This window comes from Microbacterium sp. che218 (assembly GCF_040436305.1).
GTDB lineage: Bacteria > Actinomycetota > Actinomycetes > Actinomycetales > Microbacteriaceae > Microbacterium > Microbacterium algihabitans.
Genome location: NZ_AP031501.1, coordinates 913,288 through 928,969, shown reverse-complemented (window position 1 = coordinate 928,969; position 15,682 = coordinate 913,288). Strand labels below are relative to the sequence as shown.

At 70.4% G+C, this 15,682-nt stretch carries 14 protein-coding genes; 11 read left to right on the top strand and 3 right to left on the bottom strand.

The features are described 5' to 3' along the window. Positions 1-2 precede the first annotated feature (2 nt). Both ABXS86_RS04460 and ABXS86_RS04455 read left to right on the top strand, forming a co-directional pair. Positions 3-716 (top strand): lysophospholipid acyltransferase family protein, encoded by a 714-nt coding sequence (locus ABXS86_RS04460; protein WP_307210372.1) that lies wholly within the window; start codon positions 3-5, stop codon positions 714-716. 9 nt (positions 717-725) lie between these two features. Beyond that, positions 726-2,063: a class II 3-deoxy-7-phosphoheptulonate synthase gene (locus ABXS86_RS04455; RefSeq protein ID WP_353665748.1), complete on the top strand. Its 1,338-nt coding sequence runs from the start codon at positions 726-728 to the stop codon at positions 2,061-2,063. A 137-nt stretch (positions 2,064-2,200) separates the two neighbouring features. On the opposite strand, the gene pknB is transcribed toward ABXS86_RS04455, so the two are convergent. Together pknB and ABXS86_RS04445 are read right to left on the bottom strand one after the other, a co-directional pair. Further along, positions 2,201-4,150, bottom strand: coding sequence for a Stk1 family PASTA domain-containing Ser/Thr kinase (pknB, locus tag ABXS86_RS04450; protein WP_353665747.1), 1,950 nt, complete (start codon positions 4,148-4,150; stop codon positions 2,201-2,203). 72 nt (positions 4,151-4,222) lie between these two features. Continuing rightward, on the bottom strand, positions 4,223-5,218 hold the full coding sequence (locus ABXS86_RS04445) for a LysM peptidoglycan-binding domain-containing protein (RefSeq protein ID WP_353665746.1): 996 nt from the start codon (positions 5,216-5,218) through the stop codon (positions 4,223-4,225). Between the two features lie 137 nt (positions 5,219-5,355). Between ABXS86_RS04445 and ABXS86_RS04440 the strand changes: the two genes are divergently transcribed. Then, positions 5,356-5,700, top strand: coding sequence for an Rv2175c family DNA-binding protein (locus ABXS86_RS04440; RefSeq protein WP_144827995.1), 345 nt, complete (start codon positions 5,356-5,358; stop codon positions 5,698-5,700). A 68-nt stretch (positions 5,701-5,768) separates the two neighbouring features. On the opposite strand, the gene ABXS86_RS04435 is transcribed toward ABXS86_RS04440, so the two are convergent. Next, positions 5,769-6,848 carry a polyprenyl synthetase family protein gene (locus ABXS86_RS04435; RefSeq protein ID WP_353665745.1) on the bottom strand — a complete coding sequence of 360 codons (1,080 nt, stop codon included), beginning with the start codon at positions 6,846-6,848 and terminating at the stop codon, positions 5,769-5,771. A 64-nt stretch (positions 6,849-6,912) separates the two neighbouring features. Here ABXS86_RS04435 and ABXS86_RS04430 point away from each other — a divergent pair, with 64 nt between their 5' ends. The 8 genes from ABXS86_RS04430 to murD all read left to right on the top strand — a co-directional run bounded on the left by ABXS86_RS04430 (position 6,913) and on the right by murD (position 15,682). Then, positions 6,913-7,293: a DUF3040 domain-containing protein gene (locus tag ABXS86_RS04430; RefSeq protein WP_307210390.1), complete on the top strand. Its 381-nt coding sequence runs from the start codon at positions 6,913-6,915 to the stop codon at positions 7,291-7,293. A gap of 365 nt (positions 7,294-7,658) precedes the next feature. Then, positions 7,659-8,090, top strand: coding sequence for a division/cell wall cluster transcriptional repressor MraZ (mraZ, locus tag ABXS86_RS04425; RefSeq protein ID WP_013583202.1), 432 nt, complete (start codon positions 7,659-7,661; stop codon positions 8,088-8,090). A gap of 98 nt (positions 8,091-8,188) precedes the next feature. Next, a complete protein-coding gene (gene rsmH, locus ABXS86_RS04420; RefSeq protein WP_307210393.1) occupies positions 8,189-9,142 on the top strand; it encodes a 16S rRNA (cytosine(1402)-N(4))-methyltransferase RsmH in 954 nt (317 codons plus the stop codon). Further along, positions 9,139-9,783 (top strand): hypothetical protein, encoded by a 645-nt coding sequence (locus ABXS86_RS04415; RefSeq protein ID WP_353665744.1) that lies wholly within the window; start codon positions 9,139-9,141, stop codon positions 9,781-9,783. The genes rsmH and ABXS86_RS04415 overlap by 4 nt, the downstream gene beginning before the upstream one ends. A 5-nt stretch (positions 9,784-9,788) precedes the next feature. Beyond that, positions 9,789-11,588: a peptidoglycan D,D-transpeptidase FtsI family protein gene (locus ABXS86_RS04410; RefSeq protein ID WP_353665743.1), complete on the top strand. Its 1,800-nt coding sequence runs from the start codon at positions 9,789-9,791 to the stop codon at positions 11,586-11,588. Positions 11,589-11,652: 64 nt separating this feature from the next. Further along, positions 11,653-13,065, top strand: a complete 1,413-nt coding sequence (murF, locus tag ABXS86_RS04405; RefSeq protein ID WP_353665742.1) for a UDP-N-acetylmuramoyl-tripeptide--D-alanyl-D-alanine ligase — start codon at positions 11,653-11,655, stop codon at positions 13,063-13,065. Beyond that, positions 13,062-14,168 (top strand): phospho-N-acetylmuramoyl-pentapeptide-transferase, encoded by a 1,107-nt coding sequence (gene mraY / locus ABXS86_RS04400; RefSeq protein ID WP_144827974.1) that lies wholly within the window; start codon positions 13,062-13,064, stop codon positions 14,166-14,168. Before murF ends, mraY begins: the two co-directional genes overlap by 4 nt. Further along, positions 14,165-15,682 carry a UDP-N-acetylmuramoyl-L-alanine--D-glutamate ligase gene (gene murD / locus ABXS86_RS04395; protein ID WP_353665741.1) on the top strand — a complete coding sequence of 506 codons (1,518 nt, stop codon included), beginning with the start codon at positions 14,165-14,167 and terminating at the stop codon, positions 15,680-15,682. Before mraY ends, murD begins: the two co-directional genes overlap by 4 nt.

Genomic DNA, 15,682 nt, shown 5'->3' with positions numbered 1-15,682 from the left:
CGATGTTCTACTGGCTCATGAAGTACGTGGTGATCGGGCCGGTCATCAAGGCCGTGTTCCGCCCGTGGATGGTGGGCCGGCGCAACATCCCCGTCGAGGGTGCGGCGATCCTCGCCAGCAACCACCTGTCGTTCTCAGACTCGATCTTCCTGCCGCTCATGATCGACCGCCGCATGGCGTTCCTCGCCAAGAGCGACTACTTCACCGGCAAGGGCCTCAAGGGCTGGGCGACGCGGATGTTCTTCACCGCCACGGGGCAGTTGCCCATCGACCGCTCGGGCGGCAAGGCGTCGGAGGCCTCGCTGAACACCGGCCTCGGCGTGCTCGGCCGTGGAGAACTGCTCGGCATCTACCCCGAGGGCACGCGCAGCCCCGACGGCACCCTCTACCGGGGCCGCACGGGCATCGCCCGCATGGCGCTGGAGGCCCGTGTGCCGGTCGTGCCCGTCGTCATGGTCGACACCGGGGCCGTCATGCCCATCGGCCAGCGGCTGCCGCGCGTGGGGCGGGTGGGCATCGTGATCGGCGAGCCGCTCGACTTCTCGCGCTTCGAGGGCATGGAGGGCGACCGCTACGTGCTGCGCTCGGTCACCGACGAGATCATGGTGGCCCTGCAGCGCCTCGGCGAGCAGCGGTACGAGGACGTGTACGCCTCGACCGTGAAGGACCGTCTGGCCACCGCGCAGGCGGCGAAGGCGCCGACCTCGCGCCACTAGACTTCTGGGGTGACTCAGCAGCTCCACGACCTCGACCACTGGCGAACCCTGCCCATCAAGCAGCAGCCCCAGTGGTATGATGAGGCCGCTGTGGCCGCGGCATCCGCAGAATTGGCGACCCTTCCTCCGCTGGTGTTCGCCGGCGAGGTCGACATCCTCCGCGACCGTCTCGCGCGTGCCGCCGCCGGCCAGGCGTTCCTCCTGCAGGGCGGTGACTGCGCTGAGACGTTCGCCGGTGCGACCGCCGAGCAGATCCGCAACCGCATCAAGACGGTGCTCCAGATGGCCGTCGTGCTGACCTATGGCGCCTCGATGCCGGTGGTGAAGATGGGCCGCATGGCGGGCCAGTTCGCCAAGCCCCGCTCGAGCGACGTCGAGACGCGCGGCGACGTGACGCTGCCGGCGTACCGCGGCGACATCGTCAACGGCTACGACTTCACCGAGGAGTCGCGCAAGGCCGACCCCGCGCGCCTGCTCAAGGGCTACCACACGGCCGCGTCGACCCTGAACCTCATCCGTGCCTTCACGCAGGGTGGCTTCGCCGACCTGCGCGAGGTGCACAGCTGGAACAAGGGCTTCGCGAGCACTCCCGCCAACCAGGCGTACGAGTCGATGGCGACCGAGATCGACCGCGCCATCAAGTTCATGGAGGCCGCCGGCGCCGACTTCGACGAGCTCACGCGCGTCGAGTTCTACACCGGCCACGAGGGCCTGCTCATGGACTACGAGCGCCCCATGACGCGCATCGACTCGCGCACGGGCCTGCCGTACAACACCTCGTCGCACTTCCAGTGGATCGGTGAGCGCACGCGCGAGCTCGACGGCGCGCACGTCGACTACTTCTCCAAGATCCGCAACCCCATCGGCGTGAAGCTCGGCCCCACCACGACGACCGACACGGCGCTGGCGCTCATCGACAAGCTCGACCCCGAGCGCGAGCCCGGTCGCCTGACCTTCATCACGCGCATGGGTGCGGGCAAGATCCGCGACGCGCTGCCCCCGCTGCTCGAGGCCGCGCGCGACTCGGGCGCGACGCCGCTGTGGGTCACCGACCCGATGCACGGCAACGGCATCACCACGCCCACCGGCTACAAGACCCGTCGCTTCGACGACGTGGTCGACGAGGTGCGCGGCTTCTTCGAGGCGCACCGCTCGGTGGGTACGCACCCCGGCGGCATCCACGTCGAGCTCACCGGCGACGACGTCACCGAGTGCCTGGGCGGGTCCGAGATGATCGACGAGGCCACCCTCGCGACCCGCTACGAGAGCCTGTGCGACCCGCGCCTGAACCACCGTCAGAGCCTCGAGCTGGCGTTCCTCGTGGCCGAGGAGCTCGAGAAGCGCTGACTCGCGTCCATCGACACGCGACGCCCCCGACCCCCGCGGTCGGGGGCGTCGACGTTTCCGGATGCCGCGGACGCGGGCGTGGAGGCATGTGAACGCTCGGCCACACGAACGGTGCCGCGTCAGGGCGAAGCGTGCGACTACAGCGTCGGGGTGATCGTGATGGTCGAGCCCTGCGGAGCCGTCGTGCCGGCCTTCGGATTGGTCGAGCGCACCTTGTAGATGTCCCAGTACTTGAACCCGAGGGGGAGGGTGCCGTCGTCGATGCCCGCGTTGACCTCGAAGCCGAGACCCTGCAGGGTCGTCACCGCCTCGCGGATCGACATGCCCACGATGTTGCCGGGGATCTCGACCGGCTTGGGACCGATCGAGACCGTCAGCGGAACGGTGTCGCCGGGGCGCCAGTTGCCGCCGCCGTCGCGGTCGCCCATGCGGATGACGTTTCCGGATGCCACCGAGTTGCTGTACTCCTCGGTGACCGAGCTGTCGAGTCCGACCTCCTCGAGGGCGTTCTGGGCACGGGACTGCGAGTCGCCCGTCACGTCGGGGATCGGACCCAGCGAGGTGACGAACGCCGACGCGTCGCCCTCGTAGACGGTGCAGCCGCCCGTGCAGTCGAAGGCGTCTCCGCCCGAGCGGGGGATGATCGACGCGCTGAGGACCGTGCCGTCGGCGGCATCCGTGAACTGTCTCTCCGGGTCGCCGACGCCGACGAACGCCTGCTCCATGACGGAGCGCGCCTCGTCGAAGCTCAGCCCGGCGAGGGAGGGGATCTGGTGCGTGGCGGGACCCGCCGAGACGAGCACGGTGACGACCGTGTCCTTATCGAGGCGTGATCCCGGGTCGGGGTCGGAGCCGAGGGTCGTGCCCGCGGGGATCTCGCGATCGTTCACGTCCTGCTGCTGCGCGATCAGCTGCTGCTGCGCGAGCAGGGCCTCGGCGTCGGCGAAGCTGCGGCCGGACACGTCGGGTACCGACACCATCGAGCCCGGACCCGAACCGAAGTACCACCCGGTAAGGCCGGCGCCGCCGGCGAGCAGCAGCACGATCACGAGGATCCATGCCCCGCGGGCGGTGCGTCGGCGCGTGCGGGCGCGCAGGCGCGCAGCGTTGTCGGGCTCTTCGGTGGGGACCGGCGGAAGCGATGCGGTCTGCGGGAGCACCTTCGTCAGCTCGCGCGACTCGGCGGCCGAAGCGGGGGAGGTGATGCCGACCGAGACGGCGCGCGCCACCTGCGGGGCCAGGCCCAGCTCCTTCTCGACGGTGCGCAGACGCTCGAGCATCGCGGCCGCATCGAGGGGGCGGTCGTCGGGCTCGCGCTCGGTCGACCACAGCACGAGCTCGTCGAGCTGCTCGGGGACCGACGGGTTCTTCGCGCTGGGGCGGGGGACCGAGTCGGTGGCGTGCTGGTAGGCGATCTGCATCGGCTGCTCGCCCTTGTAGGGCTGCTCGCCGGTGAGCATCTCGTACAGCATGATGCCGAGCGAGTAGATGTCGCTGCGGGCGTCGGCGGTGCCGCGGGTGACCAGCTCGGGGGCGAGGTAGGCGATCGTGCCCATCAGCTGCGCGCCGCTGGCGGTGTTCGCCGTCGTCGCGCGGGCGAGGCCGAAGTCGCCGATCTTGATGCGGCCGTCCTCGGCCAGCAGCACGTTCTCGGGCTTGACGTCGCGGTGCACGATGCCGGCGCGGTGAGCGGCCGCGAGTCCCGACAGGATGGCATCCATGATCGTGAGGGTCTGGTCGACCGTCAGGCGACGGTGCTCGCGCAGCAGTTCGCGCAGAGTGATGCCCGGCAGGTACTCCATGACCAGGTAGGCCATCTCGCCGTCCTGGCCCTGGTCGAACACGTTGACCACGTGCGGATCGCTCAGGCGCGCGGCCGAGCGGGCCTCTTGGATGAACCGGCTCTGGAACACGGTGTCGTCGCTGAGGTGGCCGTGCATGACCTTCAGCGCGACCCGGCGCTCGAGGCGCAGGTCGGTCGCGACGTACACGGTCGCCATGCCGCCTCGCGCGATGCGCGCGCGGACCCGGTACCGGCCGTCGACGAGACGGCCGATCAGCGGGTCGGCCTGCTGACTCGTGCTCACGTGTCGAGTCTACGGAGAGCCCCCTGTGAGGCCGGGCAACGGCTCACCCTCACCTGGGGATCCGAGGCGGGATCAGCCGAGAACGGCAAGCCAGGTCGTCGCGGGCTGCTCCCACTGCGCGTAACGGTCGGGGTAAGCCGAGATCTGCACGGCCTGAGCGGCGTCGGCGTAGGGCAGCTGCTCCCAGCCGGGGATGTCGAGCAGGCCGCGGGTCGTGGCGCCGTTGGGGTCGGCCGAGCCGCCGTAGAACACGCGGGTCGATCGGTCACGGTCGCGGATCTGCTCGGCCGTGCCCCAGCCCTGACTCGGCCGCTGCTGGAACAGGCCCAGCGAGTCGCGGTCGCCCCAGTCGAGGTTGCGCAGCCACGACTCCTGCATGGCGGTGCCGAGGGCGATGACGATGCCGCGGTCCGAGACGCCGAGTTCGCGCCCGATCCGGATGATCAGCCGCGCGTTCTCGGACTGCTCGGCGTCGAGACCGGGGGCGGTGACCGGGGCGACGGAGGCGGGAGCGGCCCCGGCCGCGGGGATCCGCAGCACCTGGCCCGGGTAGATGATCGAGGCCCGGGTCAGACCGTTCGCCGACAGAACCGCGTCGACCGATACACCGTTGCGCGCGGCGATCGCCGACACGGTGTCTCCCGGGCGCACCTCGGCGGTGGTTCCGGCCGGCGCGCTCTCGGGAGCGGGGGCGGATGCCGCGGGCGCGGCGGTCAGCGCGAGCACCTGTCCCGGACGGATGACGTTGTCGGCGCCGATGCCGTTGGCCGCCCGCACGGAGGCAGTGTCGAGCCCATGGGCCCGGGCGATGCCCCAGACGGTGTCGCCGGGCTGCACGACGTAGGTGAGAGCGGCAGGGGCCGCGGCGAGGGCGGGAGTGACGACGGCGCGCGGTGCGAGCGCTCCCGTCGGGGGCACGAGGCTCGACGGGGCGAGAGGGGCGGTCGCGTGCGCGGCGTGCTCGCCGACCAGGCTGAGCGCGATCGAACCGACCACCGCGGCGGGCCAGACGGCGGGGGAGCGGCGGGGGGTCTCGGTGGGCAGGGGGGACAGCGTGAGTCGTCGCATGGTGGGGGATTCCGTTCTTCCGACTGCCCGCCACCGTCCCATGCCGTGGGGTGGATGTCAACGAATGAGGTGCATGTGACTCGTGTGACAAGCGAGCACGGGGGGTTGATGAGCGCGCGGGGTGAGATAGTGAATCAGTGACCGACAACACCCGTTACGCGACCGACTGGCTGACCATCCCCGATCTGGTGGAGCTGCTCGACGAAGCCCACGGGCGCGTGCGCCGCCTGCTCGACGAGCAGTACCTGGTGGGCACGCGTCGCGACGGCGTTCTGAAGGTGCCGTCGGTGTTCATCGTCGACGGGCGTCCCCTGGCTTCGCTGCGCGGCACGATCATCGTGCTGCACGACGCCGGCTTCGACTCCGACGAGATCATCGACTGGCTGCTCAGCCCCGAAGAGACCATCGGCATGCCCCCGATCGAGGCGCTGCTGGCCGGGCGCAAGAGCGAGGTGCGCCGGGTCGCCGCGACCCTCGCCTGATCGATCCGGATGCCGCGGGCTCACCCCCGCGGCGCCGTCGCCGGGTCTTCCGGCCGAAGCGTCTCGACTCAGGCGGTGCGCTCGGTCGCCGCTCGCGCCAGAGCGCGCAGTTCGTCGACGGCCCCGGCATCCAGAATCGCCCCGTCGAGGGCGTCGTCGGCGCGGCGCGCGTAGTCGGCGATGAGCTCCTCGGTGCGCGCGAGGGCGCCGCTGTCGACGATGGCGCGCTGGAGCGTGCCGATCTGCTCGTCGGTGAGGGCCGGGTCGCCGAGCAGCGCGTCGATCACGTGGCGCTCGTCGGCGGGCATCGCCTCGCGGGCGTAGGCGACGAGCACCGTGCGCTTGCCCTCGCGCAGGTCGTCGCCGACGGGCTTGCCGGTGATCGCGTTGTCGCCGAAGACCCCGAGCACGTCGTCGCGCAGCTGGAAGGCCATGCCGACGTCGTGGCCGAAGCGGCCGAGGGCGTCGAGCTGCCCGTCGTCGGCGCCGGCGAGCGAGGCCCCGATCAGCAGGGGCTGCTGGATGCTGTAGCGCGCCGACTTGTACGAGGCGACGCGCAGCGCGCGCTCGGCGTGCGTCTCATCGGGGTAGACGGTGTAGGCCGACTCTTCAGCGACGTCGAGGAACTGCCCGATCGTCACGTCGCGGCGCATCTGCGCGTACGCGCGACGGGTGGCCGCGGCCGTGGAACTCGACGCGAGGCCTTCCTCGAGCAGATCGTCGCTCCACGCCACCAGCAGGTCGCCGAGCAGGATCGCGCCTGAACGGCCGAAGGCGTCGGAGTCGCCCGCCCAGCCGGCGTCGCGGTGGGCCGCCTGCAGGGCGCGGTGGGCGGCGGGCTGCCCCCGGCGGGTGTCGGAGTTGTCGACGAGGTCGTCGTGCACGAGGGCGGCGGCGTGGAAGATTTCGAGCGAGGTCGCCACGGCGAGGGCGGCGTCGTCGAACGAAGCGCTCGAGCGGCCAGCGGACCGCCAGCCCGTGAGGCAGAAACGCGCACGCAGGCGCTTTCCTCCCCGGAGGGCGGAGGCGCCCGCACGGGTGAGGGATTCCGCCTCAGGGCCCAGTGCGGAGGCGTACGATAGCTGTTCAGTGAGGAACTTGTCGAGTCGCTGGGAAACAGCTTCGATCGGTTCCGGGGAGGTCGGCACGGGCCTAGCCTAGTGATCCACGCCGCGCGTAGAATCGTCCGCAACGAACAACAGAGGGGGATGCATGCCACTGTCAGAGCAGGAGCAGCGTCTGCTGGATGAGATGGAACGCCATCTCATGAGTAACGACACCGACGTCGTGACCGCTCCCAGTCGTGCCCTCAGCTACCGCAACATCGTCCTCGGCTCGATCCTCGTGCTCGCCGGTCTCGGCGCCCTCGTCGTGGGCGTGTCGATCGGCTTCAACACGGGCGTCCTCGGCATCACGATCGGTGTGCTCGGCTTCCTTCTCATGGTGGGTGGCGTGATCTTCGCGGTGACGCCGATGCGCGGCGCCGTGGCGTCGGCTCCCCGCTCGACGAAGCCGCGCGCCGCGCGCGCCTCGGGCGGATCCTTCATGGACCGCATGAACGACAGGTGGGATCGCCGCAACGAAGGGCGCTGATCCCTCGCAGATCTCTTGAAGCACCGGCTCTTCGGAGCCGGTGCTTTTTTTCGTGCCCGGGGCGCGGCATCCGGAACAATCTTGCGACCCGTCGACGGGGCGCGCTCGCGAGGGGGCGAGCGGCGGGGGGAGGAAGGGTGAGGCGCGTTTTCCCTCCCTTTCGCTCCACTCGCGGTGTCGCCACCGCCCGCTGAGCCCGCTGAACCGCGGATTTACGCCGATCTTCGACGTGCGCCGTCCTGCGTCCGGACACAGTACACGGCGACGTCCATCGCGAGAAGAGTGGGTTTTCGATAGCAAAGTGGAGGACCGTGGAGTAAAGTGGGGGAAACTTCGCAGGCCGGACGAAGGGGGTGGACGCCCGAATGCTGCTCGGTACGCACACACCCAAGCTCGACGACAAGGGTCGGGTCATCCTGCCGGCGAAGTTCCGTGACGATCTCGGCGCCGGAGTGGTGATCACGCGCGGGCAGGACCGCTGCCTCTACGTGTTCAGCACCGAGGAGTTTGAGCGCGTTCACGAGCGGATCCGCGAGGCCCCGCTCAGCAACAAGCAGGCCCGCGACTTCCTGCGCATGTTCCTCTCGGGGGCCAGCGCCGAGAAGCCCGACAGCCAGAACCGCATCACCGTTCCGCCGGCGCTGCGCACCTACGCCGGCCTCGGGCGCGAGCTCGTCGTCACCGGCGTCGGAGCCCACGCCGAGATCTGGGACGCCGAGGCCTGGAACACCTACGCCGAGAGCAACGAAGAGACGTACGCCGAGATGGAGCAGGAGGTGATCCCGGGACTGTTCTGACCCTCCGGCTGTGATGCCCAGCCGCACGCCCTGACGCACTTCCCCGGCGCCAGGTCGAGCGGATGGGGATCAGAGCCGAAGGATCGGACCCCGACATCATGGACATCCGCGACATCCACACTCCCGTTCTCCTCGAGCGCTGCGCCGAACTGCTCGGTCCCGCCCTGCAGAAGCCCGGATCCGTCTTCGTCGACGGCACGCTCGGCATGGGCGGGCACTCCGAGGCCTTCCTCGAGCGCTTCCCCGAAGCGCGGCTCATCGGCCTCGACCGCGACACCGACGCCCTGCGCATCGCGGGGGAGCGCCTCCAGCGTTTCGGCGACCGCGTCACCCTCGTGCACACCGTCTACGACGGCATCGCCGAGGCCGTGGCATCCGCCGGCGTCTCGAAGGTCGACGGCATCCTGTTCGACCTGGGCGTCTCGTCGCTGCAGCTCGACGAGGCCTCCCGCGGGTTCGCCTACGCGCAGGACGCCCCGCTCGACATGCGCATGGACCAGACCACCGGCGTGACCGCCGCCGAGGTGCTCGCCACCTACGGCGAGGGCGACCTGCGCCGCATCTTCGAGCGGTACGGCGAAGAGAAGCTCGCCGGACGCTACGCCCGCGCCATCATCGCCGCCCGCGCCGAGGCTCCTCTCGAACGCTCGGGCCAGCTCGTCGACGTGCTGCAGGCCGCGACCCCGGCCGCGGTGCTGCGCGAGCGGCACCCCGCCAAGCGCGTCTTCCAGGCCCTGCGCATCGAGGTCAACGCCGAGCTCTCGGTGCTCGAGCGCACGATCCCCGCGGCTCTCAAGGTGCTGGGCGTCGGCGGCCGCATCGTCGTGCTGTCGTACCAGTCGCTCGAAGACCGACTGGTCAAGCGCGTGTTCGCCGACGCGTCGACCTCGACCGCCCCGCGCGGCCTGCCGGTCGAACTGCCCGAGCACGCGCCGAAATTCAAGCTGCTCGTGCGCGGTGCCGAGTTGGCATCCGACGAAGAACGCGCGGTGAACCCCCGCGCCACCCCCGTTCGCCTGCGGGCGGCCGAGCGAATCCAGGAGGACGCATGAGTGCACCACAGGCCATCGATCTCCGGGTTCACGACGTCTTCGCGGAACCCGATTTCCCGACGCCGGTCCGCGAGCGGCGGCTCACCGTCGTCCCCGCCACCGCCCGTCGACGCGCGCCGCGTCGCCTCTTCGGCGTCATCGCGGTCACGGGTGCCCTCGTAATCGTGCTCGTGCAGATGGGCCTCGGCATCCTCACCACCCAGAGCTCGTTCGAGATCGCCTCGCTCACCCAGCAGCAGCGCGACCTGACGTACCAGAAGCAGATCCTGAACGACGAGAGCGCCGGGCTCGCCTCGCCGCAGTACCTCGCCGCCAACGCCGCCGCGCTGGGCATGGTGATCGACGAATCGCCGACCTACCTGCGCCTGAGCGACGGGGCCGTGATCGGCTCCGACAAGCCCGCCGACGCGGTGTCGTCGGTGGATGCCATGGGGCGCGGCTCCGTGCGCAACGCGCTCATCGCCGGCGTGCCGCTCGTGACCGACCCCGCTGCCTCGACGACGGCCGACGGCGCCACGACGGAGGCTCCCGCGGCCGACGCCACGGCCGGGGCGACGACGACCGGTGCGGCCACCCCGCCCGCCGGATCCGCGACACCCCCGTCGATCAGCGACGGTCTGCCGACTCCCGCGACACGATGAGAGCCATGACGACGACAACCTCCCGGTCCCCGCGGCGTCGCACCGTCGTCGCCCTCTCGATCGTCCTCGTCGTCCTGCTCGCCTTCGTGGTGCGCCTCGTCGACATCCAGGTCGTCAACGCACGCACCCACGTCGACGACTCGCTCGCGATGGGCCTCGAGAGCTCGCGCACCGAGTACGGCTCGCGGGGCTCGATCGTCGATGAGAACGGCGTCACCCTGGCATCCGCCGTCAACCGCTACGACGTGCAGATCGACCCGAAGCTCGCGGTCGAGGGCATCACCACCCGCACCGACGACGACGACGAAGACGGCACCACCACCGAGTGGCCCGTGCTGGCCGCGCAGATCGCCTCGGTCACGGGCCAGGAGGCCTCCGACGTCGAGAAGATCGTCACCGACGCCGTGGCCGAGAACCCCGACTCGCGGTACGCCATGATCGCGCGGAGCGTCTCGACCGAGCAGTACCGTGCGCTGGTCGACCTGCACCTGCCGTTCCTCAGCTTCCCGCCGCAGGCCGGACGCATGTACCCCGACGGCGCGGTCGCCGGCAACCTGCTCGGCTTCGTCGGCAGCGACGGACAGCCCCTCGCGGGCCTCGAGGGGGCCGACAACGCGTGCCTGGCCTCGAGCAACGGCAAGGTCGTCTTCCAGCAGAGCCGCGACGGCGTCGTGCTCCCGGGCACCGAGGTCGTCACCCAGCCCGCCGTCGACGGCGGCACGCTCAAGCTCACGATCGACCGCGACCTGCAGTGGTACCTCCAGCAGCTCATCGCCGAGCAGGTGCAGAACACCGGCTCGCTGTCGGGCACCATCACGGTGGTCGAAGCGAAGACCGGCAAGATCCGCGCCCTCGCGGAGTACCCCTCGGTCGACCCCAACGACCCCACCGCGACGCCCGAGAACGACCGCGGCAGCGCGGCGTTCGGCAACCCCAACGAGCCGGGCTCGACGATGAAGGCCATCACGGCGGCGATCGGTCTGGACAGCGGATCGTTCACCTCCGACACCACCGTGACCGCGTCGTCGAGCGAGACGCTCCCCGGCGGCTCGCGCGTTTCCGACTCGTTCTCGCACCCCGCGAACAACTACACCCTCACGGGCGTGCTCATCGACTCCTCGAACGTCGGCATCTCGAAGTTCGGCGAGATGATCCCGCTCGACACCCGTGTGTCGTACCTCGAGAAGTTCGGCCTCACGCAGCAGACCGCCGTCGGGTTCCCCGGCGAATCGGGCGGCATCATGCGCGACCCCGCCGGGTGGGACAAGCAGACGTTCTACAACACGACCTTCGGCCAGGGCATCTCGGTTACCGTGCCGCAGCTGGCCGGGGCGTACCAGACCATCGCCAACGGGGGAGTGCGCATCCCGCTCTCGATCGTCGAGGGCTGCACCGCGGCCGACGGCACCGTCACCGACGTGCCCGACGCCCAGGGCGAGCGCGTGGTCTCGGCCGACGCGGCGCACCAGGTCGGACTCATGCTCGAGAACGTCGCCACTCAGGGGACCCTGGCCAAGCAGGTCGCGATCCCCGGCTACCGCATCGCCATCAAGACCGGTACCGGTGAGAAGACCGACCCCACCACGGGGGCCTACAAGGGCGACGCGTACTTCACGACGATGATCGGTTTCGCTCCCGCCGACGACCCCCAGTACGTGGTCGAGGTCAACCTCGACGAACCGCGGACGGTAAAATCGTCCGCGGCCACCGCCCCCGCGTTCCAGAAGGCCCTCACGCAGGTTCTCAAGACCTACCGCGTGATCCCGTCCGGAACCACGACCCCCGAACTGCCCAAGTTCGGCTGAGACACCGCCGACGCCGGTCTCGTCTCGGTAACGAATGCGACACGGAAAGGGCGTCCGCACAGCAATGATCTCCACCAGCCTCTCCCACCTCGCCGACGTGCTCGGCGGGCGCCTCGTCGTCCGCTCCGGCGACACCCCCGACACCACGGTCTCGGGACTCGTCGACACCGACTCGCGCCTCATCGAGCGCGGCGACATCTTCGTCGCCAAGCCCGGTGAGACCACCGACGGTCACCTGTTCGTCGGCACCGCCGTCGAGCGGGGAGCGGCTCTCGCGATCGTCGAGCGCGAGGTCGAGGCCGAGGTGAGCCAGATCGTCGTCGCCGACGTCGTGGCCGCCCTCGCCGACCTGGCCCGCGACGTCGTCGCGCGCGTGCGCGCGCACGGCGACCTCAAGATCGTCGGCATCACGGGCTCCAACGGCAAGACGACCACCAAGAACCTCCTCGCGCGCATCCTCGAGGGCGAGGGCGAGACGGTCGCCCCGCGCGCCTCGTTCAACAACGAGGTCGGCGCGCCGCTGACGATGCTCCGGGTGACGGATGCCACGCGCTACCTCGTGAGCGAGTTCGGCGCCAGTGCCCCCGGTGCGATTGCGCGCCTCGCGGGCCTGGTGACCCCCGACATCGGCGTCGTGCTGATGGTGGGCATGGCCCACGCCGGAGGCTTCGGCGGCATCGAATCGACGTTCCACGCCAAGAGCGAGCTGGTGAAGGCCACCCGCGAGGGCGGTCTCGCCGTGCTGAACGCCGACGATCCCCGCGTCGCAGCGATGGAGCCGATCGCGCGCGAGCGCGGCCAGCAGGTGCGCTGGTTCGGCCGCGGCGAGCGGGCCGAGGTGCGCGCGGTCGACGTCGGGGTCTCGGCATCCGGCACCCGCGCCGACCTGCTGGTCGACGGAGAACCCTTCACCCTCACCCTGCGGGTGCTCGGTGAGCACCACGTGATGAACGCCCTCGCCGCCCTGGCCGCCGCCACCGCCCTCGGCGTGTCCGCGGCCGACGCGATCGCGCGCCTCGAGACCGTCGAGATCGCCGAGCGCTGGCGCATGCAGCCGCTCGGCTCCGACCGCGTGCGCATCATCAACGACGCCTACAACGCCAGCCCCGACTCGATGGCCGCAGCTCTCCGCACCCTCGCGCAGATCACCGGCCCCGACGAGCGCACGGTGGCCGTGCTCGGTGCGATGAGCGAGCTGGGGGAGTACGCCGACGAGGAGCACGACCGGGTCGGCCTGCTCGCCGTGCGCTTGCGCATCCAGCGGATCGTCGTGATCGGGCCCGAGGCGCGCCGCATGTACCTCGAGGCGATCGCTCAGGGCTCGTGGGACGGTGAGGCGGTGTTCTTCGCCGACGCCGACGCCGCGTTCGACTACCTCTCGACCGAGCTGCGCGACGGCGACCGCGTGCTGGTGAAGTCGTCCAACTCGGCCGGGCTGCGACACCTCGGCGACCGACTCGGGGAGCTCTTCGCGTGAGATCACTTCTGACCGCGGCGGCGATCTCGCTGGCGTTCACCCTGTTCCTCACGCCGGTGTTCCTGCGCTGGTTCCGCAAGTGGGGCTGGGGCCAGGTCATCCGCACGCCCGAGAACGTGCACAACCCCTCGCACGGGGCCAAGCGCGGCACGCCCACGATGGGCGGCACGATCTTCATCCTCGGCACGATCGTCGGCTACCTGATCGGCTCGTTCGCCGGCAACAACCCGCCGACGATCTCGGGTCTGCTCGTACTGTGGCTCATGCTCGGCTTCGGCGTGGTCGGCTTCATCGACGACTACATGAAGGTGCACTACCAGAACAGCCTCGGGCTGTCGGGGTGGCGCAAGATCGCCGGCCAGGTGATCGTGGCCGTGCCCTTCGCCATCGTCGCCCTGAACTTCCCCAACGCCATCGGACAGACGCCGGCGTCGGAGTACATCTCCGTGTTCCGCGACATTCAGGTGCTCTCTCTGTTCGCCCTGGGCCCCATCCTCGGCTGGCTGCTCTACCTGGCATGGATCTCGTTCATCGGCACGGCGGCATCCAACTCCGTCAATGTCGCCGACGGCCTCGACGGCCTGGCCGCGGGCTCGGGCATCTTCGTCGTGGGCGCCTACAGCCTCATGGCCTTCTGGCAGAACAAGCAGATGTGCGCCGAGGCTCTCGACCCGACGGTCCAGGCCGGCTGCTACGCGGTGCGCGATCCCTTCGACCTCGCCATCGTGTCGGCCTCGTTCGTGGGCGCCCTGGTGGGGTTCCTCTGGTGGAACGCGCCCAAGGCCAAGGTCTTCATGGGTGACTGCGGCTCGATGGCGATCGGCGGCGTCATCGCCGCGATGGCGATCCTCACCCGCACCGAGATCCTGCTCGTGCTCATCGCGGGCGTCTACGTCATCGCGTCGGGCTCCGTGATCCTGCAGCGGGCCTACTTCAAGGTCACCCGGGGCAAGCGGCTGTTCCTCATGAGCCCCTTGCACCACCACCTCGAGATGCGCGGGTGGCCGGAGGTCACCATCGTCGTGCGCATGTGGATCATCGCGGGCCTCCTCGCCGTCTCGGGCATCGGATTCTTCTACGTCGAATGGCTTGCACGCGTATGACCGACCTCACCACCCTCACCAGCTGGCACGCCGACTGGAAGGGCCTGCGCGTCGCCGTGCTGGGCCTGTCGGTCACGGGTTTCTCGGTCGCCGACACCCTCGCCGAGCTCGGCGCCGAGGTGCTCGTCGTGACCGAGCGGGCGGATGCCGAGTACGCCCGGCTGCTGCCGGTGATCGGCGTCGCGCTGCACGAGGGGTCGCTCGACACCGTGCCCGAGGCGCTGACCGACTTCGCCCCCGAGGTCGTCGTCGCCTCGCCCGGCTTCCCGCCCCACCACCCGGTGATCCGCTGGAGCCTCGAGCACGACATCGCGCTCTGGGGCGACGTGGAGCTCGCCTGGCGCGTGCGCGACAAGGTCGTGCGCGCCGACGGCCGACCCGCCGACTGGGTGCTGATCACCGGCACCAACGGCAAGACCACTACCACGCGCCTCACGGCCGAGATGCTGATGACGGCGGGGATGCGCGCCGTGCCCGTCGGCAACATCGGCACCCCCGTGCTCGACGCGGTGCGCGACCCGAGCGGCTTCGACGTCTTCGTCGTCGAGCTCTCGAGCCACCAGCTCTGGTACCTCAACCGCCAGAGCGGCCCCGACGCGCTCTCGCCCCACGCCGCGGTGTGCCTGAACCTCGCCGACGACCACCTCGAGTGGCACGGCGGAGCCGACGCGTACCGCGCGGCGAAAGCCGGCGTCTACGCCCGCACGCGCGTGGCCTGCGTCTATAACAAGGCCGACGCCGCCACCCGCGAGATGGTCGAAGACGCCGAGGTCGTCGAGGGCGCCCGCGCCATCGGCTTCGACCTCGGTGTGCCCGGCCCGAGCGACCTCGGTGTGGTCGACGGCATCCTGGTCGACCGCGCCTTCCTCGAAGAGCGCGCGACCTCGGCCCTCGAGCTCACGACGATCGCCGACCTCGCCGAGCGCGGTCTCGCGGCGCCGCACATGGTGGCGAACATCCTCGCGGCATCCGCCCTCGCCCGCTCCCTCGGAGCGACACCGGCGCACATCTTCGACACGCTCGAGCGCTTCCGCCTCGACCCGCACCGCATCCAGGTCGTCGGCGCCCATCGGGGCGTCACGTGGGTCGACGACTCCAAGGCCACCAACCCGCACGCCGCGGCCTCGTCGCTGGCGGCGTATCCCGGAGCCGTGTGGATCGTGGGCGGTCTGCTCAAAGGTGTCGACCTCGGCGACCTCGTGCGCACGCGCGGCGCGACGGTGCGCGCGGCCATCGTGATCGGCACCGAGCGCGACGACATCGTCGCGGCGTTCGCGCGACACGCCCCGGCGGTGCCGCTGTTCGAGGTCGACCACGCTGAGACTGAAGACGTCATGGCGCAGGTCGTCGAACTGGCGGCGGGTGTGGCGCGGGACGGAGACACGGTTCTCCTGGCTCCGGCGGCGGCATCCTTCGATCAGTTCGCGTCCTACTCCGACCGCGGCACGCGATTCGCCGACGCGGTGCGGGCCTGGATCGCCGGCCACGACGGAGCATCACGACCGCAGGACTGA